The sequence below is a fragment of the Paraburkholderia sp. XV genome (genome assembly GCF_020177535.1).
Taxonomy (GTDB): Bacteria; Pseudomonadota; Gammaproteobacteria; order Burkholderiales; family Burkholderiaceae; genus Paraburkholderia; species Paraburkholderia caribensis.
This window is the reverse complement of sequence record NZ_JAGUUD010000079.1, coordinates 1-25,907: the sequence shown is the minus strand read 5'-3', so window position 1 is coordinate 25,907 and position 25,907 is coordinate 1. Positions and strand designations below refer to the sequence as shown.

The 25,907-nt window shown below is 62.6% G+C and carries 23 protein-coding genes and 1 other RNA gene; 10 read left to right on the top strand and 14 right to left on the bottom strand.

Annotated features, from left to right (window positions below; all coding sequences use genetic code 11):
- Positions 1-9: 9 nt before the first annotated feature.
- From KFO72_RS29085 to gyrA, 11 genes are all read right to left on the bottom strand, one after another.
- Complete coding sequence (locus KFO72_RS29085; RefSeq protein WP_007576449.1) at positions 10-303, bottom strand: lipopolysaccharide assembly LapA domain-containing protein; 294 nt, start codon at positions 301-303, stop codon at positions 10-12.
- Between the two features lie 339 nt (positions 304-642).
- Complete coding sequence (locus tag KFO72_RS29080) at positions 643-966, bottom strand: integration host factor subunit beta (RefSeq protein ID WP_054934081.1); 324 nt, start codon at positions 964-966, stop codon at positions 643-645.
- Between the two features lie 22 nt (positions 967-988).
- Positions 989-2,719 carry a 30S ribosomal protein S1 gene (rpsA, locus tag KFO72_RS29075; protein ID WP_054934080.1) on the bottom strand — a complete coding sequence of 577 codons (1,731 nt, stop codon included), beginning with the start codon at positions 2,717-2,719 and terminating at the stop codon, positions 989-991.
- Between the two features lie 149 nt (positions 2,720-2,868).
- Positions 2,869-3,555, bottom strand: coding sequence for a (d)CMP kinase (cmk, locus tag KFO72_RS29070; RefSeq protein WP_054934079.1), 687 nt, complete (start codon positions 3,553-3,555; stop codon positions 2,869-2,871).
- A gap of 47 nt (positions 3,556-3,602) precedes the next feature.
- Positions 3,603-4,907: a 3-phosphoshikimate 1-carboxyvinyltransferase gene (gene aroA, locus KFO72_RS29065; RefSeq protein WP_225033582.1), complete on the bottom strand. Its 1,305-nt coding sequence runs from the start codon at positions 4,905-4,907 to the stop codon at positions 3,603-3,605.
- 18 nt (positions 4,908-4,925) lie between these two features.
- A complete protein-coding gene (locus tag KFO72_RS29060; RefSeq protein WP_225033581.1) occupies positions 4,926-5,888 on the bottom strand; it encodes a prephenate dehydrogenase in 963 nt (320 codons plus the stop codon).
- A gap of 51 nt (positions 5,889-5,939) precedes the next feature.
- Positions 5,940-7,052 (bottom strand): histidinol-phosphate transaminase, encoded by a 1,113-nt coding sequence (gene hisC / locus KFO72_RS29055; protein ID WP_225033580.1) that lies wholly within the window; start codon positions 7,050-7,052, stop codon positions 5,940-5,942.
- 71 nt (positions 7,053-7,123) lie between these two features.
- Complete coding sequence (pheA, locus tag KFO72_RS29050; protein ID WP_060601820.1) at positions 7,124-8,206, bottom strand: prephenate dehydratase; 1,083 nt, start codon at positions 8,204-8,206, stop codon at positions 7,124-7,126.
- Between the two features lie 72 nt (positions 8,207-8,278).
- Positions 8,279-9,361, bottom strand: a complete 1,083-nt coding sequence (gene serC, locus KFO72_RS29045) for a 3-phosphoserine/phosphohydroxythreonine transaminase (protein ID WP_035990040.1) — start codon at positions 9,359-9,361, stop codon at positions 8,279-8,281.
- Between the two features lie 212 nt (positions 9,362-9,573).
- A complete protein-coding gene (locus KFO72_RS29040; RefSeq protein ID WP_054934074.1) occupies positions 9,574-10,179 on the bottom strand; it encodes a DUF2059 domain-containing protein in 606 nt (201 codons plus the stop codon).
- 116 nt (positions 10,180-10,295) lie between these two features.
- Entirely contained in the window at positions 10,296-12,923 is a 2,628-nt protein-coding gene (gyrA, locus tag KFO72_RS29035; RefSeq protein ID WP_107201878.1) for a DNA gyrase subunit A, read from the bottom strand.
- 502 nt (positions 12,924-13,425) lie between these two features.
- Between gyrA and ompA the strand changes: the two genes are divergently transcribed.
- The 5 genes from ompA (at position 13,426) to KFO72_RS29010 (ending at position 16,717) form a co-directional block, all read left to right on the top strand.
- On the top strand, positions 13,426-14,076 hold the full coding sequence (gene ompA / locus KFO72_RS29030) for an outer membrane protein OmpA (RefSeq protein WP_007576432.1): 651 nt from the start codon (positions 13,426-13,428) through the stop codon (positions 14,074-14,076).
- 195 nt (positions 14,077-14,271) lie between these two features.
- Positions 14,272-14,970: a bifunctional 2-polyprenyl-6-hydroxyphenol methylase/3-demethylubiquinol 3-O-methyltransferase UbiG gene (gene ubiG, locus KFO72_RS29025; RefSeq protein WP_054934072.1), complete on the top strand. Its 699-nt coding sequence runs from the start codon at positions 14,272-14,274 to the stop codon at positions 14,968-14,970.
- Between the two features lie 16 nt (positions 14,971-14,986).
- Positions 14,987-15,700 (top strand): HAD family hydrolase, encoded by a 714-nt coding sequence (locus KFO72_RS29020; protein ID WP_060601823.1) that lies wholly within the window; start codon positions 14,987-14,989, stop codon positions 15,698-15,700.
- A gap of 108 nt (positions 15,701-15,808) precedes the next feature.
- Positions 15,809-16,178, top strand: a transfer-messenger RNA (tmRNA) gene (ssrA, locus tag KFO72_RS29015).
- Positions 16,179-16,489: 311 nt separating this feature from the next.
- Positions 16,490-16,717, top strand: coding sequence for a PAAR domain-containing protein (locus KFO72_RS29010; protein WP_224099763.1), 228 nt, complete (start codon positions 16,490-16,492; stop codon positions 16,715-16,717).
- Positions 16,718-16,818: 101 nt separating this feature from the next.
- Here the strand turns inward: KFO72_RS29010 and KFO72_RS29005 are convergent, their stop codons facing one another.
- Positions 16,819-17,946: a glycosyltransferase family 4 protein gene (locus KFO72_RS29005; RefSeq protein WP_225033579.1), complete on the bottom strand. Its 1,128-nt coding sequence runs from the start codon at positions 17,944-17,946 to the stop codon at positions 16,819-16,821.
- 378 nt (positions 17,947-18,324) lie between these two features.
- Between KFO72_RS29005 and KFO72_RS29000 the strand changes: the two genes are divergently transcribed.
- Entirely contained in the window at positions 18,325-18,684 is a 360-nt protein-coding gene (locus tag KFO72_RS29000; RefSeq protein ID WP_225033578.1) for a hypothetical protein, read from the top strand.
- A 60-nt stretch (positions 18,685-18,744) separates the two neighbouring features.
- Here KFO72_RS29000 and KFO72_RS28995 read toward each other — a convergent pair whose 3' ends face one another.
- Both KFO72_RS28995 and KFO72_RS28990 read right to left on the bottom strand, forming a co-directional pair.
- Entirely contained in the window at positions 18,745-19,011 is a 267-nt protein-coding gene (locus KFO72_RS28995) for a hypothetical protein (protein WP_054934067.1), read from the bottom strand.
- 156 nt (positions 19,012-19,167) lie between these two features.
- A complete protein-coding gene (locus tag KFO72_RS28990) occupies positions 19,168-20,247 on the bottom strand; it encodes a substrate-binding domain-containing protein (RefSeq protein WP_054934066.1) in 1,080 nt (359 codons plus the stop codon).
- Between the two features lie 134 nt (positions 20,248-20,381).
- Between KFO72_RS28990 and KFO72_RS28985 the strand changes: the two genes are divergently transcribed.
- From KFO72_RS28985 to KFO72_RS28970, 4 genes are read left to right on the top strand one after another with little or no spacing between them, the layout of a single operon-like run.
- The gene (locus KFO72_RS28985) at positions 20,382-20,903 is read left to right on the top strand and encodes an NAD(P)H-dependent oxidoreductase subunit E (RefSeq protein WP_225033577.1); all 522 of its coding nucleotides are present in this window, start codon (positions 20,382-20,384) and stop codon (positions 20,901-20,903) included.
- The gene (locus KFO72_RS28980; RefSeq protein ID WP_054934064.1) at positions 20,900-22,459 is read left to right on the top strand and encodes a formate dehydrogenase beta subunit; all 1,560 of its coding nucleotides are present in this window, start codon (positions 20,900-20,902) and stop codon (positions 22,457-22,459) included. The genes KFO72_RS28985 and KFO72_RS28980 overlap by 4 nt, the downstream gene beginning before the upstream one ends.
- Before the next feature lie 14 nt (positions 22,460-22,473).
- Positions 22,474-25,413, top strand: coding sequence for a formate dehydrogenase subunit alpha (gene fdhF, locus KFO72_RS28975; RefSeq protein WP_054934092.1), 2,940 nt, complete (start codon positions 22,474-22,476; stop codon positions 25,411-25,413).
- 9 nt (positions 25,414-25,422) lie between these two features.
- Positions 25,423-25,677 (top strand): formate dehydrogenase subunit delta, encoded by a 255-nt coding sequence (locus KFO72_RS28970; protein ID WP_176054965.1) that lies wholly within the window; start codon positions 25,423-25,425, stop codon positions 25,675-25,677.
- Positions 25,678-25,907 lie beyond the last annotated feature (230 nt).

The following is a 25,907-nucleotide window of genomic DNA, read 5'->3' as shown; positions in this document are numbered from 1 at the left end:
GTGAAAGGGCTAGATGAGCGGCGGCATAGGCGGTTCTTCGACGACCGCGGGCGTTTCGCGCGCCACGCGCAGTTCCCGCTTGAGCCGGCCGTTTTCCATCCGCAGGCGGAACATTGCCGGCAGCGACGATACGAGACCGGCCAGCAAGCCCACGACGAAGAACGCGAGGCCGATCAGAATCAACGGCGCCTGCCACGAATACCCGGCGAGGAAATTCAGCGTAGCGCTTTGCGTATTGGACAGTGCAAGCACCAGCAGCAGCACGAACACCAGCACGCGAATCAGCCAGACGATAAATTTCATGTATTGATCTCTTGACGGCGGTTGCGGGATGACGCCGGCTTGATGACGCGTCGCGCCACGGTGTTTGCCCGCGCCGAAGTGACCCGTATTGTAAATGAAGCCTATGTCGACTGGCGCAGCCGTGCGGATCGCGATGCCTTACTGTCGTTTTTGGGCTGGAAAATGGTGCGCAATCGCAGAAGTGTCAACCATGTCCCCATACGCTCGATATCGACGGCGGGAGGACCTGGAGACGGACGAAAAAAAAGCGCCCTGAGGCGCTTTTTCTGGTCAATGCCGTCTGACTGACGTAGCCACGGCGAGCTTCAACCTGAACTGCGAATACAGCACAGAGCCGGCTTAAAGATCGTCGTCCGCGGATTCGGCTTTCAAAGGCTCGCCCGCACGACGATCGACGCGTTCGCGCAACTCCTTACCAGGCTTGAAGTGCGGCACGTACTTCTCAGGCACCAACACTTTTTCGCCCGACTTCGGGTTGCGCCCGACGCGGGATGGACGGCGATTCAGGCCAAAGCTGCCGAAGCCGCGAATTTCGATGCGATGGCCGTTCGCCAGAGCGTCCGACATCGCATCGAGCATCGTCTTCACCGCGAAATCCGCATCCTTAAGGACAAGTTGCGGAAATCGCGCAGCCAGCTGGGCGACCAATTCTGATTTGGTCATACTGCAGCAGACCCCTTAAGGCTTACTGGTTCTGGCCGTCGAGCTTGGCCTTCAGCAGCGCGCCCAGGTTCGTCGTGCCGCTGGCTGCCGAGCTGGTGTCAGCTGCCAGGCCGCGAATCGCTTCCTGTTGCTCAGCCGAATCCTTGGCCTTGATCGACAGGTTGATGCCACGCGACTTGCGGTCGATGTTGATGATCATCGCATTGACCTTGTCGCCTTCCTTCAGCACGTTGCGAGCGTCTTCCACGCGGTCTTGTGCGATTTCCGAAGCGCGCAGGTAGCCTTCGACGTCCGCCGTCAGCTGAACCACTGCACCCTTCGCGTCAACCGTCTTGACCACGCCGTCAACGATCGAACCCTTGTCGTTCATGGCAACGAAGTTGCTGAACGGGTCGCCTTCGAGCTGCTTGATACCCAGCGAAATACGTTCCTTCTCGACGTCGATGCCGAGAACGATCGCTTCCACTTCGTCGCCCTTCTTGTACTTGCGAACAGCTTCTTCGCCCGTTTCCGACCACGACAGGTCCGACAGGTGAACCAGACCGTCGATGCCGCCAGGCAGACCGATGAACACGCCGAAGTCGGTGATCGACTTGATTGCGCCCTGGATCTTGTCGCCCTTCTTGAAATTGCGGCTGAAGTCGTCCCACGGGTTCGGCTTGCATTGCTTCATGCCGAGGCTGATACGGCGGCGGTCTTCGTCGATTTCGAGAACCATGACTTCGACTTCGTCGCCCAGCTGGACAACCTTCGACGGCGCAACGTTCTTGTTCGTCCAGTCCATTTCCGACACGTGCACGAGGCCTTCGATGCCCGACTCGACTTCAACGAACGCGCCGTAGTCGGTGATGTTCGTGACCTTGCCGAACAGACGCGTGCCCGACGGGTAACGGCGCGAGATGCCTTCCCACGGATCGTCGCCCAGTTGCTTGATACCGAGCGAAACGCGGTTCTTTTCCTGGTCGAACTTGAGGATCTTTGCCGTGACTTCCTGGCCAACCGACAGCACTTCCGACGGGTGACGCACGCGACGCCATGCGATGTCGGTGATGTGCAGCAGGCCGTCGATACCGCCGAGGTCCACGAACGCGCCGTAGTCGGTGATGTTCTTGACCACGCCTTCGACGATCGCGCCTTCCTTCAGCGTTTCGAGCAGCTTTGCGCGCTCTTCGCCTTGCGTCGCTTCGATGACAGCGCGGCGCGACAGCACGACGTTGTTACGCTTGCGGTCCAGCTTGATGACGCGGAATTCCAGCGTCTTGCCTTCGTACGGCGTCGTGTCCTTGACAGGGCGCGTGTCGACCAGCGAGCCCGGCAGGAATGCGCGAATGCCGTTGACCATGACGGTCATGCCGCCCTTGACCTTGCCCGTGATGGTGCCCGTCACGAGTTCGTTGTTGTCGAGGGCCTTTTCCAGCGACAGCCACGAAGCCAGACGCTTCGCCTTGTCGCGCGACAGGATGGTGTCGCCGTAGCCGTTTTCCAGCGCGTCGATCGCGACGGAAACGAAGTCGCCCGCCTGCACTTCTACCTCGCCCGCGTCATTCAGGAACTCTTCGAGCGGGATGTAGGCTTCGGACTTGAGACCAGCGTTGACGACCACGAAGTTGTGGTCGACACGCACGACTTCGGCGGAGATCACTTCGCCGGCGCGCATGTCTTGCTTGGTCAGCGACTCTTCGAACAGAGCCGCAAAAGATTCGGTATTCGGGGTAGAGGTTTGCAGGTCGGACATAAAAATCTGAATTTGCATGGTTCTCGCAGCGTCAGGTGAACCACCACGGTTCATCACTACGGCAAAGGAGCGAAAGCCATACGGGGTTAAGGGTTAAACAATCGCTTCGTGTTTGCTCACGAGGCACCTACACAACAACAAAAACACTTCGATGCGAGATCCCGTGTTCAGCTTTGCGGGACCAGCGCCTTGTACCACTGCGTCACCTGTTCGACCGCCTGGTCGATCGACAATGCCGAGGTATCGAGGAGCTGCGCATCCGCTGCAGGCTTGAGCGGCGCGGCTGCGCGCTTGCTGTCGCGCTCGTCGCGTTCACGCAAATCCCGGAGCAAGTCATCCATATTAGCAGAAAATCCTTTTTGGATCAATTGCTTATGCCGGCGGGCCGCGCGAGCCTCGACGCTGGCCGTCAAAAACACCTTCAGGACCGCGTCGGGAAAGATCACCGTGCCCATGTCGCGGCCGTCCGCGACGAGGCCCGGCTGCTTGCGAAAGGCCCGTTGACGGGCCACCAGGGCAGCTCTGACGGGCGCATGAACGGCGATCGCCGACGCCCGGTTGCCGACTTCCTCGGCGCGGATGTCGGTGGATACGTCGACGCCATCCAGTTGCGCAATGCCCTCGCGGAAGGTGATATGAAGTTCGCCGATCAGTTTTGCAAGGGCGTCCGCGTCGTCGGCGGCGATGTCGTAGCGCATGCTGGCGAGCGCGGCGAGCCGGTACAGCGCACCGCTGTCCAGCAGATGAAAGCCGAGTTCGGCGGCCACCACGGCGGCCACGGTGCCTTTGCCGGATGCGGTCGGGCCGTCGATCGTGATGACGGGGGTCTGGTGAAAGGGACGGGTCGGTTTCATCGAGAAAGTCGCCCGTCGGAACAGGCAGCGAATGTTGTCAAGACGGGTCAGGGTTGGGCGAGCGCGAGGAAGCGTTCGAAGTAATCGGGAAACGTCTTGCCGACGCATTTCGGATCGTTGATCCGCACGGGCACGCCGCCCAGGCTCACGAGCGAGAAACACATCGCCATACGGTGATCGTCGTAAGTGTCGATTGCGGCGTTCGGCGTCAGCGTTTCAGGCGGCGTGACGACGAGGAAATCCTCGCCCTCCTGCACCTTCGCGCCCACTTTGCGGAGTTCGGTCGCCATCGCGGCGATACGGTCGGTTTCCTTCACGCGCCAGCTTGCGATGTTGCGCAGCGTGGACGTGCCGTCGGCGAACAGCGCAGCGACGGCGATCGTCATTGCCGCGTCGGGAATCAGGTTGAAGTCCATGTCGATGGGATCGAGCTTGCCGCGGTCGTTGCCGACGCCACGCACTTCGATCCAGTCGTCGCCCATCGTGACGTTCGCGCCCATCTTCATCAGCGCCGTCGCGAACCCGACGTCGCCCTGGATGCTCGCGCGCCCCACGCCTTCGACACGCAGCGGCCCGCCGCCCAGCGCGCCTGCCGCGAGGAAATACGAGGCGGACGACGCGTCGCCTTCTACCATGATCCTGCCCGGCGACTGGTAGCGCACGCCGTTGGGAATCGTGAAGCGCTCCCAGCCGAACCGTTCGACCTTGATGCCAAAGCGCGCCATCAACGCGATCGTGATCTCGATATATGGCTTTGAAATCAGCTCGCCCGCCACTTCGACGATCGTCTCGCCGCTTTCCGTCTTGACGAGCGGCAGCGTCATCAGGAGCGCCGTCAGGAACTGGCTGGACACGTCGCCGCGCACGCGGATGGGCGCATCGACGGAAATCTGCGCCGGACGGATGCGCAGCGGCGGAAAGCCTTCGTTCTCTTCGTAATCGATCTTCGCGCCGATCTGCCGCAGCCCGTCGACCAGATCGCCGATGGGCCGCTCGTGCATGCGCGGCACGCCGTGAATCCGGTAGTCGCCGCCGTTCACCGCGAGCGCTGCCGTCAGGGGCCGCACCGCCGTGCCCGCGTTGCCGAGGAAAAGATCTGCGCGCGCCGCGGGGAGCGCGCCGCGCGTGCCCGTCACGACGCACGTGTCGCCGTCGCGCTTGACCTTCACGCCGAGCTTTTCGAGCGCGTCGAGCATCACGCGGGTGTCGTCGGAATCGAGCAGATTGGTAATCGTCGTCTCGCCCTCGGACAAGGCCGCGAGCAGCAGCACGCGGTTCGAGATGCTCTTCGAGCCGGGCAGACGGACGGTGCCGGACGCGCCGGAAAAAGGTCCGAGATCGAGATGTTCCATGTGAATTCCAATGTCCAGTTATTTCGACGCGTCGTCGGTTGCGCAGCGTTCGGGCGACGCTTTTTGCGTGGGCGTGGCGCGTTCCTGCCATTCGCTGCGCGCCGCGCGCGATCGGGCGAACACAGCTTCGAGCGTGGCACCGTCGCCGGCTTCGATCGCTCTGCGCAGGCCCGCCAGCACGGCCGTGTAGGCGTCGATTTCATCGAGCAGCGCCGCGCGGTTCGCCACGCAGACGTCGCGCCACATTTCCGGGCTCGACGCGGCAATCCGCGTGAAGTCGCGGAATCCGCCCGCCGCGAAGGAAAACTTGAGCGCGGCGTCGGATGAATTGAGAATTTGCTCAACCAGCGCGAACGACAACACGTGCGGCAAATGGCTGACTGATGCGAACACGCGGTCGTGCTGCTCGGGCGGCATTGCGTGCACGCTGGCGCCCGTCGCGCGCCACATCGCGGCAATACGGTCGACGGATGCTTGCGCATTCTCCGGCAACGCGCACAGCACGACGTTCCGGTTCACGTACAGGTCGGGCAACGCGGCGTCGACACCGCTCGATTCGCGGCCCGCAATCGGATGACCAGGCACGAACTGGCCGATGCGCTCGCCCAGCGCCGCGCGTGCCGCCGCAACGACGTCCGACTTCGTGCTGCCAGCGTCGGTGACGATGGTTGAAGGGTCGAGAAACGGCGCGATGCGTTCGAGCAACGGCTGCGTCTGGGCGACAGGCGCAGCCAGCAGCACCACGTCGGCGCCTTTCAACGCAGCGCGCAGCGCGGTGTCGTCGGCGAGCGAGGCGCTCGCGTCGATCACGCCCAGCTCGAGCGCGCGCTCCGTCGAAGCCGCCGTCCGCCCCACGCCGATCACACGCCGCTCGCCGCCCGCGTCGCCGCGTTCGCGCAGCGCGCGCGCAAGCGATCCGCCGATCAGCCCGACGCCGAAAATCACCAGTTTGTCGAAAGAGAACGCTGCCACGTCAGTCACAGAAAAAACGCGCCTCGCTTTTTTCGAGGCGCGCGGATTGCATTGATACGCTCAAGCCGTTGCCAGCGTCTTTTCAAGCGCCGCGATGAATGCCTCGTTTTCCTCCGGCAGGCCGATCGTCACGCGCAGCCACTGCGGCAGGCCGTAGTTGCCCACCGGCCGCACGATCACGCCCTGCTTCAGCAGTTCGAGATTCACGCGGTTACCTGCGCCGTCGTCGTTGCCGACGCGCACCAGCACGAAGTTGCCGTGCGACGGCACGTATTCGAGACCGAGCTTGTCGAACGCTTGCGTCAGGCGGCGATAGCCTTGCGCATTCAGTTCGGCGCTCTTTTCCAGGAATGGCTTGTCGTTGAGCGCGGCGATCGCGGCCGCTTGCGCGAGCGTGTTCACATTGAACGGCTGACGCAGACGGTTCATCAGATCGGTTAGTTCCGGCTGCGCGATGGCGAAGCCGACGCGCAGACCGGCGAGGCCGAATGCCTTCGAGAACGTGCGCGACACCAGCAGGTTCGGATAACGGCGCACCCAGGCGATCGAGTCGTAGCGCTTGTCGGCGCTCAGATATTCCGTGTACGCCTCGTCGAGCACCACGGCGACGTGGCGCGGCACCTTCGACAGAAAGGCTTCGATCGTCGCGCCGTCGATGAATGTGCCCGTCGGATTGTTCGGGTTCGCGACGAAAACGAGGCGCGTGTCGTCGCTGATGGCGGCCAGCATCGCATCGAGATCGTGGCCGTACTTCACGGCGGGCACGACGATCGCGCGTGCGCCGAGGCCCTGCGTCGCCAGTGCGTACACGGCGAACGAGTACTGCGCATAGACGACCGACTGGTTCTTCTCGACGAACGCATGCGCGGCCAGTTCCAGAATGTCGTTGCTACCGTTGCCAAGCGTGATCCAGTCGGCGGGCACGTCGTATTCCGCGGACAGCGCGGCCTTCAGTTCGAACGCATTCGCGTCCGGATAGCGGCCGAGTTCGCTCGCCGCCTGCGCCATCGCCGTCTTCGCGGATTCCGGCATGCCGAGCGGATTCTCGTTCGACGCGAGCTTCACGATACGCGCTTCGTCCAGCCCAAATTCGCGCGCGACTTCCGAAATCGGCTTGCCAGCCACATAAGGCGCGATCGCGCGAACATAAGACGGACCGAAAGACGTTGTCATGTGTATCTCCGGATAATTCCTGGGCTTGCTTACTGGTTGCGAAATAGTTGCGAAACGCGATGTCGGACGAATCAGCGGGCGCGCGGATACGAGCCGAGAATTTTCAGGAAGTCTGCTTTCCGGCCGAGATCGGCAAGCGCGGCCGAAACGGGCGCGTCGTCACGATGGCCTTCGACGTCGATGTAGAAGTAATACTCCCACGTGCCGACGCGCGCCGGACGCGACTCGAAACGCGTCATCGACACGCCGTGGCGCGCGAGCGGTTCGAGCAGCTTGAACATCGCACCCGGCTCGTTCGCGACGGATACGATCAGCGAGGTCTTGTCATAGCCGCTCGCGCCCGTCGGCTGCTTGCCGATCATCACGAAACGCGTGCGGTTGTGCGGGTCGTCCTGGATCAGCGCGTACGCGACCTGCAGACCGTACTGCGTCGCGGCCCGGTCGCCCGCGATTGCCGCGATGGTCGGATCTTCCGCCGCCATGCGCGCGGCTTCGGCATTGCTCGACACGGCCTGGCGCTCCAGATGCGGCGCGTGCGTGGCCAGCCAGCGCTGACACTGGGCAAGCGCCTGCGCGTGCGCGCACACGCGCGTCACGCCAGCCAGGCCGCCGTTGAGGGTGAGCAGATTGTGATGGATAGGCAACGCGAGTTCGCCGCCGATCAGCAGTTGCGTTTGCAGCAGCAGATCGAGCGTGCGCGACACCGCGCCTTCCGTCGAATTCTCGATCGGTACGACGCCGAATTCCGCTCCGCCCGCTTCGACCGAGCGAAACACCTCGTCGATCGACGAACACGGCAAGCCTTCGATCGACTGACCGAAGTACTCGTGCATCGCCTGTTCGCTATACGTGCCGGCCGGCCCGAGGTACGCGGCTGTGATGTTCTTCTCCAGCGCGCGGCTCGCGGCCATGATTTCGCGCCAGATCGCGCTGATGTGCTCGCCTGCGAGCGGCCCTTCGCTCATGTCCTGCAGACGGGCAATCACCTGCTGCTCGCGCTCCGGACGAAACACGGGCGCGTTGAAGTGCTTCTTGACCTCGCCGACTTCGAGTGCGACCGCCGCGCGCTGATTCAGCAGCGCGATGAGCTGCGCGTCGATCGCGTCGATGCGTTCGCGCAGCGGTTTGAGTTGAGAGTTGAGTTCGTCGTCCATGCTTCTAAAGGACCGCTACGAGTCCTGTATGGGGCCAGTTCGGAGAAGATGCGCGCGCTGCGACGGGAATGATCACGCGCTGCGCTGTTCGAATTCCCTCATGTACTCGACAAGCGCTTTGACGCCTTCGAGCGGCACCGCGTTGTAAATCGACGCCCGCATGCCGCCGACGGACTTGTGGCCCTTCAGCTGCACCAGCCCGCGCGCTTTCGCGCCGGCCAGGAAATCTTCATTGCGCGACTCGTCGGCGAGGAAGAACGGTACGTTCATCCGCGACCGCGCGTTGCGCTCTACCTTGTTCAGATAGAAGCTCGATGAATCGATCGTGTCGTACAGCAGCTTCGCCTTTTCGACGTTGCGTGCCTCGATCGCGGTCAACCCACCTTGCTTCTTCAGCCACTTGAACACCAGCCCTGCGATGTAGATCGCATAAGTGGGCGGCGTGTTGTACATCGAATTGTTCAGCGCGACCGTCTTCCATTCGAATGCCGACGGACACACGGTCATCGAACGGTCCAGCAGATCCTCGCGCACGATCACGACGGTCACGCCCGCCATGCCGATATTCTTCTGCGCGCCGCCGAACAGCACGCCATATTTGGCGATGTCCATCGGGCGCGACAGGATATGCGACGACGCGTCGGCAACGAGCGGAATATCGCCGAGATCGGGAATTTCAAACGTCTCGACGCCGTGGATCGTTTCGTTCGTGCAAAGGTGCACGTAGGCGGGATCGTCGGACAGGTTCCACTCGGCGCGCGCCGGCGCGCGGGTGAAGCCTTCGGCCGTTTCGCCGCTCGCCGCGATATGCGCCGCGCCGTATTTCTGAGCTTCCTTGAACGACTTCTGCGACCAGGAGCCGGTCACGACGAAGTCCGCGCGCGCCTTGCGGCCCATCAGGTTCATCGGCACGATTGCGTTTTCGCCGAGCCCGCCGCCTTGCAGGAAGAGAATCTGATGGCTCGCGGGCACCTGCAGCAAGTCGCGCAGATCGGTCAGCGCCTCTTCATGGATCGCCATGAACTCTTTGCCGCGATGGCTCATTTCCATCACGCTCATGCCGCTGCCGCGCCAATCGAGCATTTCGTCGGCTGCCTGACGCAGCACTTCTTCGGGCATGGCCGCAGGACCGGCGGAGAAATTGAAGACGCGCATCGTGAGAACCCTGGGAAGCAGGCACGCGGCATGGGAAAGAGCCGAAAACCGCGCCTGAAAGAAAATGGCCGTCTGCGCGCAAGCGCAAACGGCCATTATCGCATTGACGCTCGAAACCCGCCAAACCCCGGCGTTTCAAGGGAATTAACGCCTCCCCTCTCACATCACCCGTGGCAGGCGCATCGCGCGCCGTTCAGCCTCGTTCGACCTGCTTACTTCGCCGGCTTGACGGAAGCGACTTCCTTGTCAGCCTGATCGCGCGTTGCCTTGATCGATTGCGGCATGTACTTCTGCATCAGACCGTTCACGACGTCGCGGCCAACCTGGTCTTGAACCTGGATGAACTTGCGGCCCGTCGGGCTCTTGTAGAACGCGGTAAGATCGTTGATTTCCTGCGTGCTGTAGTACTTCGCATAAGCGTCGTATTGAGCTTGCATCGCGTCCTGCTTGAATGCGTCCGTTGCGAAAACCTGACCTGCCGAGTCAACCAGCTTCGGCACGGCATTCTTCTGCAGCGACGGAACGGAAGCCTGCTTTTGCTTGTCCGTCATCGTCTTGTTTTCCGACAGCGCGTCCGACAGGATCGCCGGGACCAGCTGCTTTGCCTGCATCTGCGCGCTATTGCCGATTGCGCCGACCAGCTTCTGTGCGTCGATCGCGTCGAGCAGATTCTTGATGGCAGCCTGCTTCGCCGGGTCGACGGGGGCCGCAGCTGCCGGGGCAGCCGGAGCCGGCTGCTGGGTTTGCAGCGCTTGCGCCATCGCGAGGGTCGGGACGAAAGCGGCCAGAACCATCAACTGCTTGAAACGTTTTTGCATCACTACTCCCTAAGAGAAATTAACCTAACTGCTTCGCCGCGCAGGCGGCGCATCGGCCCGATGCGCTCAACATGCCCGCGCGGCTTTACGCATTACTTGAGAAGCTTCGCTACAGATTACGACGCTTCGTTATCGTCGCCGCCCGCTTCGTCCGCAGGCGCGTCGGCGTCGCCGTCCACGTCTGCTTCCGCTTCAGCAACCTGCTGCAGACCGGAAAGCTTGGTGCCTTCATCAAGGCTGATGAGTGTAACACCTTGCGTAGCGCGGCCCATTTCTCGAATTTCCGACACACGCGTGCGGATCAGCACGCCCGTATTCGTGATCAGCATGATCTGCGCGTCCGAGTCGACCAGCGTCGCGGCGACCACCTTGCCGTTACGCTCGGACGTCTGAATCGCGATCATGCCCTTCGTGCCGCGGCCGTGGCGCGTGTATTCCGTGATCGGGGTGCGCTTGCCGTAGCCGTTTTCCGTGGCCGTCAGCACCGACTCCTGTTCGTCGCCCGCGACGAGCAGCGCAATCACCTGCTGACCGTCCTCGAGCTGCATGCCACGCACGCCGCGCGCTTCGCGGCCCATCGGACGAACGTCGTTCTCGTCGAAGCGGACAGCCTTGCCCGAATCCGAGAACAGCATCACGTCGTGCTCGCCGTCGGTGATCGCCGCGCCGATCAGGTAATCACCGTCGTCCAGACCGACCGCGATGATGCCCTTCTTCAACGGGCGGCTGAATGCTTCGAGCGGCGTCTTCTTGACCGTGCCCAGCGCCGTCGCCATGAAAACGAACTTGTCAGCCGAAAATTCCTTGACGGGCAGCACGACGGTGATCTTCTCGCCGTCCTGCAGCGGGAACATGTTGACGATCGGGCGGCCGCGCGAATTGCGCGAACCTTGCGGCACCTCGTACACCTTCAGCCAGTAAACGCGGCCGCGGTTCGAGAAGCACAGGATGTGGTCATGCGTGTTCGCGATGAAGAGCGTGTCGATCCAGTCGTCTTCCTTCATCTGGGTCGCCTGCTTGCCGCGACCTCCGCGCTTCTGGGCGCGATATTCGGACAACGGCTGCGATTTCACATAACCGGAGTGCGACATCGTCACGACCATGTCTTGCGGCGTGATGAGGTCTTCGGTGTTCAGCTCAGTCGCGTTCATCTCGATCCGCGAGCGGCGTTCGTCGCCAAATTCGCTCTTGATCGATGTGAGTTCGTCGAAGATGATGGAAGTTATGCGCTCGGGACGGGCCAGGATATCCAGCAGGTCGGCGATTTGCGCCATCACGTCGCGGTACTCGCCGAGGATCTTGTCCTGCTCGAGACCCGTCAGGCGTTGCAGGCGCATCTGCAGAATTTCCTGCGCCTGCGTGTCCGACAGACGATAAAGCCCGTCGGGCTGCATGCCGTACGCCGGGTTCAGGCCTTCCGGCCGATACGCAGTGCGGCCGCCCGACGACGCGTTGTCCGTCTCCGCGCGTTGCAGCATTTCCCGCACGATCGACGAATCCCACGAGCGGTCCATCAACTCCTGCTTCGCGATAGGCGGCGTCGGCGCGGCCTTGATGATCGCGATGAAATCGTCGATGTTGGCAAGCGCAACCGCGAGACCTTCGAGCACATGGCCGCGTTCGCGGGCCTTGCGCAGTTCGTATACGGTGCGCCGCGTCAGGACTTCGCGTCGGTGCGACAGGAAATGCGACAGCATTTCCTTCAGGTTCAGCAGCTTCGGCTGACCGTCGACCAGCGCGACCATGTTCATGCCGAACGTGTCCTGGAGCTGCGTCGCCTTGTAGAGATTGTTGAGAATCACCTCAGGTACTTCGCCGCGCTTCAGCTCGATCACGACGCGCATGCCGCTCTTGTCGGATTCGTCGCGAATGTCCGAGATGCCTTCCAGCTTTTTCTCATTCACGAGCTCGGCGATCCGCTCGAGCAGCGAACGCTTGTTCACCTGATACGGCAGTTCGTCGACGATGATCGCCATGCGCTGGCCGCGATCGATCTCTTCGAAGTGCGTGGCCGCGCGCATCACGACGCGCCCGCGCCCCGTGCGGTAGCCGTCGCGCACGCCGGCGACGCCATAGATGATGCCTGCCGTCGGAAAATCCGGCGCCGGCACGATCTCGATCAGCTCGTCGATCGTCGCTTCGGGATTCTTCAGCAGGTGATGGCAGGCGTCGACGATTTCGGTCAGATTGTGCGGCGGGATGTTCGTCGCCATGCCGACGGCAATGCCCGACGAGCCGTTGATCAGCAGGTTCGGAATGCGCGCGGGCAGAATGGTCGGCTCGTTTTCGCTGCCGTCGTAGTTCGGCTGGAAGTCGACCGTTTCCTTGTCGATGTCGGCGAGCAGTTCATGGCCGATCTTGGCCATGCGGATTTCGGTGTAACGCATCGCCGCGGCGTTGTCGCCGTCGACCGATCCGAAATTGCCTTGTCCGTCGACGAGCATGTAGCGCAGCGAAAAGTCCTGCGCCATGCGGACGATCGTGTCGTATACGGCCGAATCGCCGTGCGGGTGGTACTTACCGATCACATCGCCGACGATACGCGCCGACTTCTTGTACGCCCGGTTCCAGTCGTTGTTCAGTTCGTGCATGGCGTACAGCACGCGCCGGTGAACCGGCTTGAGACCATCGCGGACATCGGGAAGCGCGCGCCCTACAATCACGCTCATTGCGTACTCGATATACGAGCGGCGCATTTCCTCCTCTAGGGAGATTGGTAGAGTCTCTTTGGCGAATTGATCCATTGTCCGTATCGTTTACGCGCGAAGACGATGAGGGAAACGCGTTCTTCACCTCACCGCTTGGGCCTACCCCTATGCATCTGCGAGCGCAGCGCATCACGCGATTCTACCATGCACCGCATCCGCTCCCGGCGACATGCGTATACCTATTAGTGGGACGCGCGAAAACGGCACCTGGAAGCGCCTCGCGCGCGTGGTGACCAGGCCCGAAAAATGCTGCCTCGCAAGCCGCCCGAAACCGCCTCCGGCGGGCTCTTGACGAACTTGACACCTTTTGTTGCGCATGCACCACATTCGACCGGGCGTATGAATAGGGGGCGGATTTTTTTATCGTCGGAAGGGAACGATATGGCAAAATGCCAACGCACAAAGTTAGACACTGCTCGAAGTCTACGCACAGCGTCTTTTGTTCCGCACCGATGTTATACTTCGAGCAATGTATGACTGGTCTTTGTCAACAGGCTCGCAGTAAACCTGCGGTAATCTCAATTTCGAGAGGAGAAATATGAATAAACTTTCAAAGCTCGCGTTCATTGCAGCTACCGCAGTTATGGCTGCATCCGCTATGGCACAGTCGGTGCCGGCGTCGCGACAAGCCACGAATGACAACTGGGTGAACGGCACCGGCGAATACGTGTGGATGAACGGCACGAATGAGCTTTGCTGGCGCGACGCGTTCTGGACGCCGGCAACGGCTAACGCAAAGTGCGATGGCGCACTGGTCGCACAGGCACCGACGCCGCCGGCACCTCCGGCACCGGTCGCTCCGGCCATCACCAGCCAGAAGATCACGTATCAAGCTGACACGCTGTTCGACTTCGACAAGGCAATTCTGAAGCCGGCTGGCAAGGAAAAGCTGGACGATCTCGCATCGAAGATTCAAGGCCTGAACCTAGAAGTCGTCGTGGCCACGGGCTACACCGACCGCATCGGTTCGGACAAGTACAACGACCGTCTGTCGCTGCGCCGTGCACAAGCTGTCAAGGCATACCTCGTCAGCAAGGGCATCGAAGCCAACCGTATCTACACGGAAGGCAAGGGCAAGCGCAACCCGGTCACGACGGGCTGCAACCAGAAGAACCGCAAGCAACTCATCGCCTGCCTCGCACCGGATCGTCGCGTGGAAGTCGAAGTTGTCGGTACTTCGAAGCAGTAAGCTACAAAACAGCGCAGTATCTAAAGCCCCGCTTCGGCGGGGCTTTTTTTATGCCCCACCCGCGCGCGGCCTCACGGTGCGCGCGACGGCACACAGCAAGCGCGACCCGGCGCGTTTTGCCGCCCCATGCGCAGCCCTATATACTCAGGGTTTCTCCGATCCACCCGCCTTCCCGCCCTCAAGGCCGCATCCGTCATGACCAATGCCGATCCCCACGAACTGCAGAAATTCAGCGATCTCGCGCATCGCTGGTGGGACCCGAACGCCGAGTTCAAACCATTGCACGAACTGAATCCGGTGCGGCTCAACTGGATCGACGCGCACGCGCATCTCGCCGGCAAGCGCGTGCTCGATATTGGCTGCGGCGGCGGGATTCTGTCGGAGTCGATGGCGACTTTGGGCGCCGATGTGAAGGGAATCGACCTTTCCAATGAAGCTTTGGGCGTCGCGGATCTTCACAGCCTTGAAAGCGGTGTAACCGTAAATTACGAGGAGATCGCCGCAGAGGCGCTGGCCGCCCGCGAACCTGCCTCGTTCGATGTCGTCACCTGCATGGAAATGCTCGAGCACGTGCCCGATCCGTCGAAGGTCGTCGAAGCGTGCAAGACGCTCGTCAAGCCGGGCGGCTGGGTGTTCTTCTCGACGCTCAACCGCAATGTGAAGTCGTACCTGTTTGCAGTGGTTGGCGCGGAGTACATTGCGCGCATGCTGCCGAAGGGCACGCACGACTACGCCCGCTTCATCCGTCCGTCGGAGCTGGCCGGCTTCGCGCGCGCGGCGGGCCTGCACACGGTGGAAATCAAGGGCATCACCTACAACCCGCTCACGCGCCATTTCGGCGTGTCGAACGATACCGACGTCAACTACATGCTCGCGTGCCGTCGCGAAGCCTGATCCAACGCCTACCTCAATGAGCGATCCCACGCCCCTGCCACAGCGCGAAGACGAAGAAGCATCGGTCGGTCTTTGCCAGGGCATCCTGTTCGACCTCGACGGCACGCTTGCCGACACCGCGCCCGACCTCGCCGCTGCCGTCAACAAGATGCGCCATGAGCGCGGTCTGGAGATGGTGCCGCTGGAACAGTTGCGCCCGCTCGCGTCAGCGGGTGCGCGCGGGCTGCTCGGCGGCGCCTTCGGCATCGGCCCCGACCATCACGATTACGCGTCGATGCGCGACGAGTTCCTGGCAAACTACGAAGCGGATCTCTGCATCGAAACGCTGCTGTTCCCAGGCATTGGTGACATTCTCGATGATCTCGATGCGCGCGGCGTGCGCTGGGGCATCGTGACGAACAAGGTCGCGCGGCTGACGGAGCCGCTCGTCGCCCAGCTTGGGCTGGGCGCGCGCGCGGGCTGCGTCGTGAGCGGCGATACGACACCGCATTCGAAACCCCATCCTGCGCCGCTGTTCCACGCCGCGAAGGAACTGGACCTTCCGCCGGAGCGCGTCGTCTATGTCGGCGACGATCTGCGCGATGTGCAGGCGGGCTTTGCGGCCGGCATGGTAACGGTCGCGGCGGCGTACGGGTATTGCGGCAATGACATTCCGCCGACGCAATGGCACGCCCAGCATGTCGTCAATACCACGGGCGAGTTGCATAACCTGCTGCGCGACATCAGTTGACGGACGGATTCGCCACTTACGAGCGCGCGCATTCGTTTCGCCGTGACTCGCGAGCGCCGCTACTGTAAAATGATCAAGTGAGCCGCCTGCGTGGCTCATTCCTTCCGTGGGGGCGACCTGGTTTCGACAGGGGTTGCGAAGCGGCTAGGGCATGTCGAGGACCCGTCACCTCGTTAATCAATGGGAAAAACGTAACTGCAAACGACGATACGTTCGCACTGGCAGCCTAAGGGCCGCCGTCCTCTGCCTAGTTCACTGACGGGCTAGTGTCGCAAGACCGGTAGCAATACCGACAGAGGTCATATACGTCAGTTAAGCCTTGACGGCGTCACGACGTCCGGGTCGAAAATTTAGTGAATCGCCGTAGCGCAGCGTGTTCGTTCGCGTCGCTGCGGTTAAATCAAAAGACTGAACTAAACATGTAGAACTAGTCGTGGAGGACTTCTGGACGCGGGTTCGATTCCCGCCGCCTCCACCAATATTCAATACGGCGCAGCATGCCGCAGTACGAAAACCCGCACAGCGAAGCGCTCTGCGGGTTTTTTGTTGCCATCATCCGTACGCGAACACGACCTGCGCCTGCTCCATACACTGGCCAACGTCGCCCCGGCTGACGCTCTCCTCGACTCCGCATTCGTTCGCGCCCCGTTTTCGACCTTTTCTGATAGTCACTGCGGTTGACCTGACGTCAAATGGACGGCCGCCTCCGAGTCCGACGGCACGCCTTATCAGCCTAGTACAACTAACCAAACGGGAGATGCACAATTGACCCACACAGACGAACCCATCATGGCCCGCCTCGGTGACATCACCGACCACGGCGGCAAGATCGTCGAGGCGACGCCGGATCTGACCGATGAAGGTATCTCCATCGCGCTCGACGGTCACCTGGTCGCATGTCCGCGCTGCGGCGGCAAATATCCGATCATCGCTAGCGGCCGACGCCGGCACAACGGCAAGCGCATTGCCTACATCGGCGACATCACGACCTGCGGAGCGACGCTCGTCCGCCCATAACCACACGCGACATACCCTTCCCCGGCAAAAATAAAGCCCGCGGCAGCATCACGCTGCGCGGGCCTCGCGCCGCTCGCAATACGTTCGCACGGCGAAAGCGGTCACGCTGCAGCGCGCTCGTACACCTCTTCCGTTTCCTGAATGAACTTGCTGCTGCAAAACTCCCGCTCGGCTTTCGCGCGCGCGTTTCGTCCCATCGCGGGTAACTGGCTGCGGTTCGCGAGCATCGCGCGCAGCCGCGCGGTCATCGCCTGCGTGTCGCGCGGCTCGACGATCCAGCCGTCCACGTCGTCATCGACGTTCTCAGGCAAGCTGGCGTACCGCGTGACGAGCACCGGCCGGCCCATCGCCATCATCTCGCGGCAGGCAAACGAACTGCTTTCCACCGCGTGCGACACCATGAAGCCGGCATCGAACGTCGCGATGTAGTCGCGGACGTCGTCCGTAAAGCCGCTGATCAGCAGATGCTCGTCCATGTTCAGCGCTTCGATGACCTTGCGCTGCTCGTCATTGGGCTCCGTGCCGACCACCACCAGGACGATCTGTTTGCGCAAATTCTCAGGCAACGCGGCGACGGCCGCCACCATGTCCATCGTCCCCTTGTACCAGTCGAACCCGGTAATCGTGCCGACCACCAGCTTCCCGGCGTGCCTGGTCCCGAGCAGCGCGTCGCGCCTGCGCGCGGCCGCGTAGTCGTCGAAAGGCGCATAAAAATGAATGTCGACTCCGTTCGGAATCACCGACACGCCGCAATCCGCATACACGGACCCTTCAAGCAGTTGCGCTGCCGGCTTCGACACAGCGATCACATGATGCGTCGCGCGCCGCGCCTTGAGCTTCGTCATGAAGTCGCGCTTGACGCGGATCGTGTTGTGCTTGGTGTACACGCAATACGGCCGCTTGAACGAGGCGAACAGCGTCGCCAGCAGCACGAGCCGATGATCGGGCGAGCCGTTCACATGAACGACGTCGAAGCGCTCGCGTTCGAGCAGCGCGCGCAGTTGCCGGATCGCACCGACGAAGCGCCCGAGGTCCTTGAGCTTGGCGGGAAACTCGATCGGCAGTGCACGGATATTCGCGACGCCGCTCGCATGCTGCAACAGCCTGCTGGTTTTCGGCGCACCAACGAAGACTTCGTGACGCGCGGCCAGGGCGCGCGCAATAGTCACGACGTACGTGTCGTGACCGCCTCCACGACCAGTATGGAAGTTGGTCAGCAGTATTTTCATTCTCGGCATTCCCCGTATGCGAGGGCTTGAATTCGCCACTCGGCCCGTGTCCAGCAATGCAGGCCGGCGCAATGCAATTTGCATTGCCTCTTGATAGATCAGGGGAATTATACCGTTCGCGGTGGCCGCCCTTTTAGGCGCCCGGCGATAGCGAGAGCGTCGTCCGGCCAGAACGAAGAGAGATGAAAAAAGCCCGCGCTCGAACAAGACGGGCCCTGCTGCACACATGCACCGGTCGCATTTCGACCAACAGCGCGTGGAATAACAATGCGCGCCAACCGTTTATTCGATGCGCGCACATTCAAGGCATTTAAGACGCGCACTCACCGAACGATTGCATAAACTCCATACACAACACGTCAGAACAGGAGCCGCATCATGCGCAAGATTCTCCTTCTCATCGCCGCGCTCGCCGTGCAGCAGACCGCCTTCGCCGCGCCGCCGAAAACCATGGACGGACGTTTCGTCGACGCAGAGGGCCGCACGCTCTACACCTTCGACAAGGACACGACACCGGGCAAAAGCGCGTGCTCGGGCGGTTGCGCCGCGGCATGGCCCGCCGCCGCGGCAGCCGCCAGCGACAAGCCGTCGGGCGACTGGACCGTGATCGACGGCGCGGATGGCCAGAAACAATGGGCGTACAAAAACAAGCCGCTCTACCGCTTCGCGAAGGACGAGAAGCCCGGCGACATGAAGGGGGACGGCTTCAAGGACGTATGGCACACGGCCAAGCCGTAACCCGGCCAGCCGTTTCGACGACGCACACGACGCCGAAAGGCGCCGCGTGCGTTGCGTCATTTACTGATCTTCAGGGCACTTCAGGTTGCAGCCGTTCGGATCGCCGTTGTCGCCGCGCTTGCGCAATTTCGAAGGCTTGTCGCCCTGATATTTCTTCGACGGTGCGGATGCGCCGAACGGCATCTGCGGATGCTCGTTCAGCTTGAACTCCTGGGTGAGGATACCGCCCGGCACACCCGGCGAATTCTGCGCAAAAGCAGCGGACATCGTGGCAAACAACGCGCCGGCCGTGAGGGCGGCAGCGCAAGCGGGAACGAGATATTTCATATCGAATCGGTGCGGCAGACGGGCGCCGCGCAATTGCGGCAGGATTACGAAAGCGTAGAGATTAGCGCAAAGCGTCGTGCGGCGCAGCGTCTGCAGACGTATTCGTTGTTACGGGCGCTTACCCTGCACGCCCGGACGTCCCGCGGGCCGTGTGTGTCAGGCCCCGCTCTCCTCCAGACCTGCTTCCAGTTCGAGCAGTTTCCCGCAGTCGCCGGGATCGTAGCCCTCCAGATGCGCGACACTCTGCCGGAAAGTGTCGCCGCGCATCACCGACATCACCGTTGTCAGCGGCTCGCGCTCCAGGCGCGCGCGGTCGCAGGCAAAGTAATAGTCTTCGTCGACGACCGGGATGAAGTCGAGCCCGAAGTGATGCGCCGCCGGTTCCACGCCGAAGCCGACGTCCGCCATTCCGCTCGCGACAAAAGCGGCGATCGCCGAATGGGTCAGTTCAGTCGACGCATAGCCGTTCACGCGATCCGGATCGACTCCGACGCGCCGCAGCGCAAGATCGATCAACATGCGCGTCCCCGAGCCGTGCTGCCGGTTGACGAAGCGGATATCGTCGCGTGCGAGGTCGGTCAGACCGCCTATTCCCTTCGGATTGCCCTTCGCGAGAAAAAGCCCCTGTTTGCGCCGCGTCAGATGCACGAGCACATGTCGCTGCGGATCGAGCCACTGACGATACTTATCTGCGCATGCCGCGCGAAACTCGCCGCGCGGCAGATGGAAGCCCGCCAGATCGCACTCGCCGCGCGCGAGCGCGGTGATCGCCTCGGCGCTGTCGCGGTATTTGATGTCGAGGGGCACTTCGTCGGCGACGAGCGCCGTCACCAGCGCCGCCACCGCATACCCATGCGAGGCATGAATGCGGACGTCTTCGGCGGGCGGCGCGAGCCAGCGGTTCAGATCGGCGGCGACCTCGCTCGCCAGCGCCTGCATGTTGCCGTCCAGACGCTCGCCGCAAAGTCGTTGCGCGCGCAACACGGCCCGACCGAGTTCCGAGAGGGCGGAGCCGCGGCCGCGCTCTTTCTCGATTAGCGCCCCGCCCAGCTGGGTCTCGATGGCGCGTAGCAAACCCCATGCGTGACGGTAGGACAAACCCTTAAGCGCAGCGGCCTGCGCGATGCTGCCCGTCTGGTCGACAAGCGACAGTAACGGCACAGCGTCAGTCAGGCTGGACGTTTGGCCGTTGCTGTCCCGCACAATAAGCTGAGCCTGGCATTCGATTCGAATCATATATGTTGCCGTAGTTCCTATTGCGAAAGCCGATCCACCCGCCTATCGTTCGCATTGATATATCAAACAAGCAAAGCATAGATGCGCGGGTTATGAATAACAAGTGCATATATCGACTTTGGAGGAGCCCCACTGTGGATCGACCGAACGCCATTGCGCCAGACGAACTCGTGCAACGCCACGCACGACCCGGCATGTCGCTGGTTGCGCTACTGCATGCCATTCAGGACGACGTCGGCTTCGTGCCGCCCGACACCGTCGCGCCGCTCGCGCGGACGATGAACCTGTCCCGGGCCGAAGTGCATGGTGTCATCACTTATTACCACCACTTCCGTCAGTCGCCTGCCGCGCCCGTCACGGTGCAACTGTGCCGCGCGGAAGCGTGCCGCAGCATGGGGACGGAAGCGCTCGCCCAGCATATCGAGGCGCGCACGGGTTGCCGCTTCGACGCGCACAAGCACGAGGCCCACAACCACGATCACGCCCATGACCACGCATGCGATGGCGCCGTCGGCCTCGAATCGGTGTATTGCCTCGGTCAATGCGCGCTGTCGCCAGCAATGATGATCAACGGCGACCTGCACGCCAAAGTGACGCCGCAGAAGTTCGACGCGCTGCTCGCAGCGGCGATGAAACGTGTGGAGGAAACGGTATGACGCGCATCTACGTTCCCCGCGATTCGTCGGCGCTGGCGCTCGGCGCGGACGCACTTGCCACGGCCATCGTCGATGAAGCGAAAGCACGCGGCATCGAAATCGAACTCGTGCGTAATGGATCGCGCGGGCTGCTGTATCTCGAACCGCTCGTCGAAGTGCAGACAAGCGAAGGCCGTATCGGCTACGCGAATGTCGAAGCCGACGATGTGAAGTCGCTGTTCGACGCGGGCTTTATCGAAGGCAAGGCGACGCACGCGAAGCATGTCGGCGTCGTCGACGAGATTCCGTATCTGAAGAAGCAGCAGCGCCTGACGTTCGCGCGCATCGGTATCACCGACCCGCTTTCGACCGACGACTACATCGCCAACGGCGGCATCGTCGGCCTGTATAACGCGCTTGCGATGTCCGGCGACGCCGCCGTCGACGCGCTGATCGAATCCGGCCTGCGCGGCCGCGGCGGCGCCGCGTTCCCGGCCGGCATCAAGTGGCGCACGGTGCGCGCCGCCAGGGCCGACCAGAAATACATCGTCTGCAACGCGGACGAAGGCGATTCGGGCACGTTCTCCGACCGCCTCGTGATGGAAAGCGATCCGTTCGTGCTGATCGAGGGGATGATCATCGCGGGCATCGTGGCGGGCGCAACCGTCGGCCATATCTACGTGCGCAGCGAATATCCGCATTCGATCGCCACGCTCGAAGCCGCTATCGCCAAGGCGCGCGCAGCCGGCTGGCTGGGCGACAGCGTGCTCGGCTCGGAACATCGCTTCGAGCTGTTCGTCGCGAAGGGCGCGGGCGCCTATGTGTGCGGCGAGGAAACGGCGCTGCTCGAATCGCTGGAAGGCAAGCGCGGCATCGTGCGCGCGAAGCCGCCGCTGCCTGCGCTCGAAGGCCTGTTCGGCAAGCCGACCGTGATCAACAACGTGATCACGCTCGCCACGGTGCCGATCATCTTCGCGAAGGGCGCGGCGTTCTACAAGGACTTCGGCATGGGCCGCTCGCGCGGCACGCTGCCGTTCCAGGTCGCGGGCAACGTGAAGCGCGGCGGTCTGGTCGAACTCGCGTTCGGCTGCACGCTGCGCGAACTGATGTTCGACTACGGCGGCGGCACGGCAAGCGGCCGTCCGGCGCGCGCGGTGCAGGTGGGCGGCCCGCTCGGCACGTATTTGCCCGAGAGCCAGTGGGACATCCCGCTTGACTACGAGGAATACGCGAAGGTCGGCGCCGTCGTCGGTCACGGCGGCCTGGTGATTCACGACGACACATCGAATCTCGCCGATCTCGCGCAATACGCGATGCACTTCTGCGCGCTCGAATCGTGCGGCAAATGCACGCCATGCCGGATCGGCTCGACGCGCGGCGTCGAAGTGATCCAGCGGATTCGCAATGGCGACACGTCGACGAAGCAGGTGCAACTGCTGCGCGATCTGTGCGACACGATGGTGTCGGGTTCGCTGTGCGCAATGGGCGGCATGACGCCGTTCCCTGTCGTCTCCGCCCTCGACCATTTCCCCGAAGACTTCGGTCTCGAAACCGCCATTCCGAAAGCGGCAGCTTGACCACGGAGCCCAACATGTCCGATCCGATCACCTTCAAATCCGGCGGCTGCGGCTCCGGCAACTGTGCCTGCAAGGCGGGCGCGCTGCGCAACGAACGCGGCCCGATGGACGATACCGATTACGGCACGCCGCTGCGTCATTCCGACGTCGACGTGACGCTCGAAATCGACGGCCAGACGATCTCGGTGCCCGCGGGCACGTCGGTGATGCGCGCCGCCGCCGAGGCCGGCGTCAACATCCCGAAACTGTGCGCAACCGATTCGCTCGAACCGTTCGGCTCGTGCCGTCTGTGTCTCGTCGAGATCGAAGGACGGCGCGGTTATCCCGCGTCGTGCACGACGCCCGTCGAAGCGGGCATGAAGGTCCGCACGCAAACGGACCGTCTGCAGGGCCTGCGCCGCAACGTGATGGAGCTGTACATCTCCGATCACCCGCTCGACTGCCTCACCTGCCCTGCCAACGGCAATTGCGAACTGCAGGACATGGCGGGCGTGACGGGCCTGCGGGAAGTGCGCTATGGCTTCGACGGCGCGAACCACCTGAAGGACAAGAAGGACGAGTCGAACCCGTACTTCACGTACGACCCGTCGAAGTGCATCGTCTGTAACCGCTGCGTGCGCGCCTGTGAAGAGACGCAAGGCACGTTCGCGCTGACCATCTCCGGACGCGGCTTCGAATCGCGCGTCGCAGCCAGCGAAAGCCAGCCGTTCATGGACTCGGAATGCGTGTCGTGCGGCGCCTGCGTCGCCGCGTGCCCGACCGCGACGCTGTCGGAAAAGAGCATCGTGATGCTGGGCCAGGCCGAGCATTCCGTCGTGACGACCTGCGCGTACTGCGGCGTCGGCTGCTCGTTCAAGGCCGAGATGAAGGGCAACACCGTGGTGCGGATGGTGCCGCACAAGAACGGCCAGGCGAACGAAGGCCATGCGTGCGTGAAGGGCCGCTTCGCATGGGGCTACGCGACGCACAAGGACCGCATCAAGAAGCCGATGATCCGCGCGAAGATCACCGATCCGTGGCGCGAAGTCAGCTGGGAAGAAGCGCTGAGCTACGCGGCGTCGGAATTCCGCCGCATCCAGGAGAAGTACGGCCGCGATTCGATCGGCGGCATCACGTCGTCGCGCTGCACAAACGAAGAAACGTATCTGGTGCAGAAGCTGGTGCGCGCCGCGTTCGGCAACAACAACGTCGACACCTGCGCGCGCGTCTGCCACTCGCCGACGGGCTACGGCCTGAAGACGACGCTCGGCGAATCCGCCGGCACGCAGACGTTCGCTTCCGTCGATAAATCCGACGTCATCATCGTGATCGGCGCGAACCCGAGCGACGGCCACCCGGTGTTCGGCTCGCGCCTGAAGCGGCGTGTGCGCCAGGGCGCGAAACTGATCGTCGTCGATCCGCGCCGCATCGACATCGTCGATACCGCGCACGTGAAGGCCACGCATCACCTGCAACTGCGTCCAGGCACGAACGTGGCGCTGGTCACGTCGCTCGCGCATGTGCTCGTCTCGGAAGGCCTGCTCAACGAGGCGTTCATCGCCGAGCGCTGCGAGACGCGCGCATTCCAGCACTGGCGCGATTTCGTCGCGCTGCCGGAGAATTCGCCGGAGATGATGGAAAGCGTGACGGGCGTGCCAGCGCAACAGGTGCGCGAAGCTGCGCGCCTCTACGCGACGGGCGGCAACGCGGCGATCTACTACGGCCTCGGCGTGACGGAACACGCGCAGGGGTCGACCACCGTGATGGGCATCGCGAACCTCGCGATGGCGACGGGCAACATCGGCCGCGAAGGTGTGGGCGTGAACCCGCTGCGCGGCCAGAACAACGTGCAGGGCTCGTGCGACATGGGTTCGTTCCCGCACGAACTGCCGGGCTATCGCCACATCAGCGATACGGTGACACGCACGCTCTTCGAAGGCGAATGGGGCGTGACGCTGCAGCCGGAACCGGGCCTGCGCATCCCGAACATGTTCGACGCGGCGCTGCACGGCAGCTTCATGGGCCTGTATTGCCAGGGCGAAGACATCGTGCAGTCGGACCCGAACACGCAACATGTGGGCGCGGCGCTGTCGTCGATGGAATGCATCGTCGTGCAGGACATCTTCCTGAACGAAACGGCGAAGTATGCGCACGTGCTGCTGCCGGGCTCGACCTTCCTTGAAAAGGACGGCACGTTCACCAACGCCGAGCGCCGCATCTCGCGCGTGCGCAAGGTGATGCCGCCGCTCGCCGGCTACTCGGATTGGGAAGTGACGATCCTGCTTGCCCGCGCGCTCGGCTACGAGATGAACTACACGCATCCGTCGCAGATCATGGACGAGATCGCGCGTCTCACGCCGACTTTCCACGGCGTGTCGTACGAGAAGCTCGACAAGCTGGGCAGCATCCAGTGGCCGTGCAACGAGAACGCGCCGGAAGGCACGCCGACCATGCACATCGACGAGTTCGTGCGCGGCAAGGGCAAGTTCGTGATCACGAAGTACGTCGCGACGCCGGAGAAGGTCAACCAGAAGTTCCCGCTGATCCTGACCACGGGCCGTATTCTGTCGCAGTACAACGTCGGCGCGCAGACGCGGCGTACGGAGAACTCCCTGTGGCACGACGAGGATCGTCTGGAGATTCATCCGCACGACGCCGAAGATCGGGGTATCAAGGACGACGACTGGGTCGGCATCGAATCGCGCGCGGGTTACACGGTGCTGCGCGCGAAGGTGGCGGACCGGATGCAGCCGGGCGTCGTCTACACGACGTTCCACTTCCCTGAGTCCGGTGCGAACGTGATTACGACGGACAGTTCCGACTGGGCGACCAACTGCCCCGAGTACAAGGTAACGGCCGTGCAGGTGATGCCCGTCGAGCAGCCGTCGCAATGGCAGAAGGAATACTCGCGCTTCAACGACGAGCAGTTGGAGCATCTTCGCAAGCGCGAACTGGCTACGACTTCCGGTAAATGAGGCAACGCAATGGACGCACATAACCTGGTCGACATGGCGAACCGCATTGGCGATTTCTTTGAGTCGATGCCGGACCGCGATGAGGCAATCGACAGTATTGCCGATCATATCCGGCGGTTTTGGGAGCCGCGGATGCGGCGCTCGATTCTGGCGACGCTTCACGAGAATCCTGAAGGTGTCGAGCTGGAACTGCACGAAATGGTGCGTGAGGCGCTGGTGAGGCATCGCGAGGATTTGACGCCGAAGGCGGCGGCGGCCGCTTGAGGGGCGGTGTTTGCCGGTGCCGGGCGGCGGGGTTCACGTTGTAGCAACAGCAGTTGGGCGTTCGTGTCGGGAGCGATGCGGACGCTTTTTTTCGTTCATCTGTTTGGGTTTGGGTTTGGGTTTGGGTTTGGGGTTTGCTGGCGGTGGCTTTTCGCTGGCATCCGCGCATTGTTAGCGTGCTTCACGCGTCGCCCCTGTGCGGGGCGGCATGTAGTGGTCAAGTATTCCTG

Excerpts from the sequence above, each read along its gene's own strand:
- KFO72_RS29080 (WP_054934081.1), bottom strand. The coding sequence starts at position 966 with ATGACCAAATCAGAATTGGTCGCCCAGCTGGCTGCGCGATTTCCGCAA.
- KFO72_RS29085 (WP_007576449.1), bottom strand. The coding sequence starts at position 303 with ATGAAATTTATCGTCTGGCTGATTCGCGTGCTGGTGTTCGTGCTGCTG.
- pheA (WP_060601820.1), bottom strand. The coding sequence starts at position 8,206 with ATGGACGACGAACTCAACTCTCAACTCAAACCGCTGCGCGAACGCATC.
- KFO72_RS29000 (WP_225033578.1), top strand. The coding sequence starts at position 18,325 with ATGCGCAAGATTCTCCTTCTCATCGCCGCGCTCGCCGTGCAGCAGACC.
- cmk (WP_054934079.1), bottom strand. The coding sequence starts at position 3,555 with ATGAAACCGACCCGTCCCTTTCACCAGACCCCCGTCATCACGATCGAC.
- KFO72_RS29005 (WP_225033579.1), bottom strand. The coding sequence starts at position 17,946 with ATGAAAATACTGCTGACCAACTTCCATACTGGTCGTGGAGGCGGTCAC.
- serC (WP_035990040.1), bottom strand. The coding sequence starts at position 9,361 with ATGCGCGTCTTCAATTTCTCCGCCGGTCCTGCGGCCATGCCCGAAGAA.
- KFO72_RS29040 (WP_054934074.1), bottom strand. The coding sequence starts at position 10,179 with ATGCAAAAACGTTTCAAGCAGTTGATGGTTCTGGCCGCTTTCGTCCCG.
- KFO72_RS29020 (WP_060601823.1), top strand. The coding sequence starts at position 14,987 with ATGAGCGATCCCACGCCCCTGCCACAGCGCGAAGACGAAGAAGCATCG.
- KFO72_RS28980 (WP_054934064.1), top strand. The coding sequence starts at position 20,900 with ATGACGCGCATCTACGTTCCCCGCGATTCGTCGGCGCTGGCGCTCGGC.
- ubiG (WP_054934072.1), top strand. The coding sequence starts at position 14,272 with ATGACCAATGCCGATCCCCACGAACTGCAGAAATTCAGCGATCTCGCG.
- ompA (WP_007576432.1), top strand. The coding sequence starts at position 13,426 with ATGAATAAACTTTCAAAGCTCGCGTTCATTGCAGCTACCGCAGTTATG.
- KFO72_RS28970 (WP_176054965.1), top strand. The coding sequence starts at position 25,423 with ATGGACGCACATAACCTGGTCGACATGGCGAACCGCATTGGCGATTTC.
- hisC (WP_225033580.1), bottom strand. The coding sequence starts at position 7,052 with ATGACAACGTCTTTCGGTCCGTCTTATGTTCGCGCGATCGCGCCTTAT.
- KFO72_RS28990 (WP_054934066.1), bottom strand. The coding sequence starts at position 20,247 with ATGATTCGAATCGAATGCCAGGCTCAGCTTATTGTGCGGGACAGCAAC.
- fdhF (WP_054934092.1), top strand. The coding sequence starts at position 22,474 with ATGTCCGATCCGATCACCTTCAAATCCGGCGGCTGCGGCTCCGGCAAC.
- rpsA (WP_054934080.1), bottom strand. The coding sequence starts at position 2,719 with ATGCAAATTCAGATTTTTATGTCCGACCTGCAAACCTCTACCCCGAAT.
- KFO72_RS28995 (WP_054934067.1), bottom strand. The coding sequence starts at position 19,011 with ATGAAATATCTCGTTCCCGCTTGCGCTGCCGCCCTCACGGCCGGCGCG.
- gyrA (WP_107201878.1), bottom strand. The coding sequence starts at position 12,923 with ATGGATCAATTCGCCAAAGAGACTCTACCAATCTCCCTAGAGGAGGAA.
- KFO72_RS29010 (WP_224099763.1), top strand. The coding sequence starts at position 16,490 with ATGGCCCGCCTCGGTGACATCACCGACCACGGCGGCAAGATCGTCGAG.
- aroA (WP_225033582.1), bottom strand. The coding sequence starts at position 4,907 with ATGGAACATCTCGATCTCGGACCTTTTTCCGGCGCGTCCGGCACCGTC.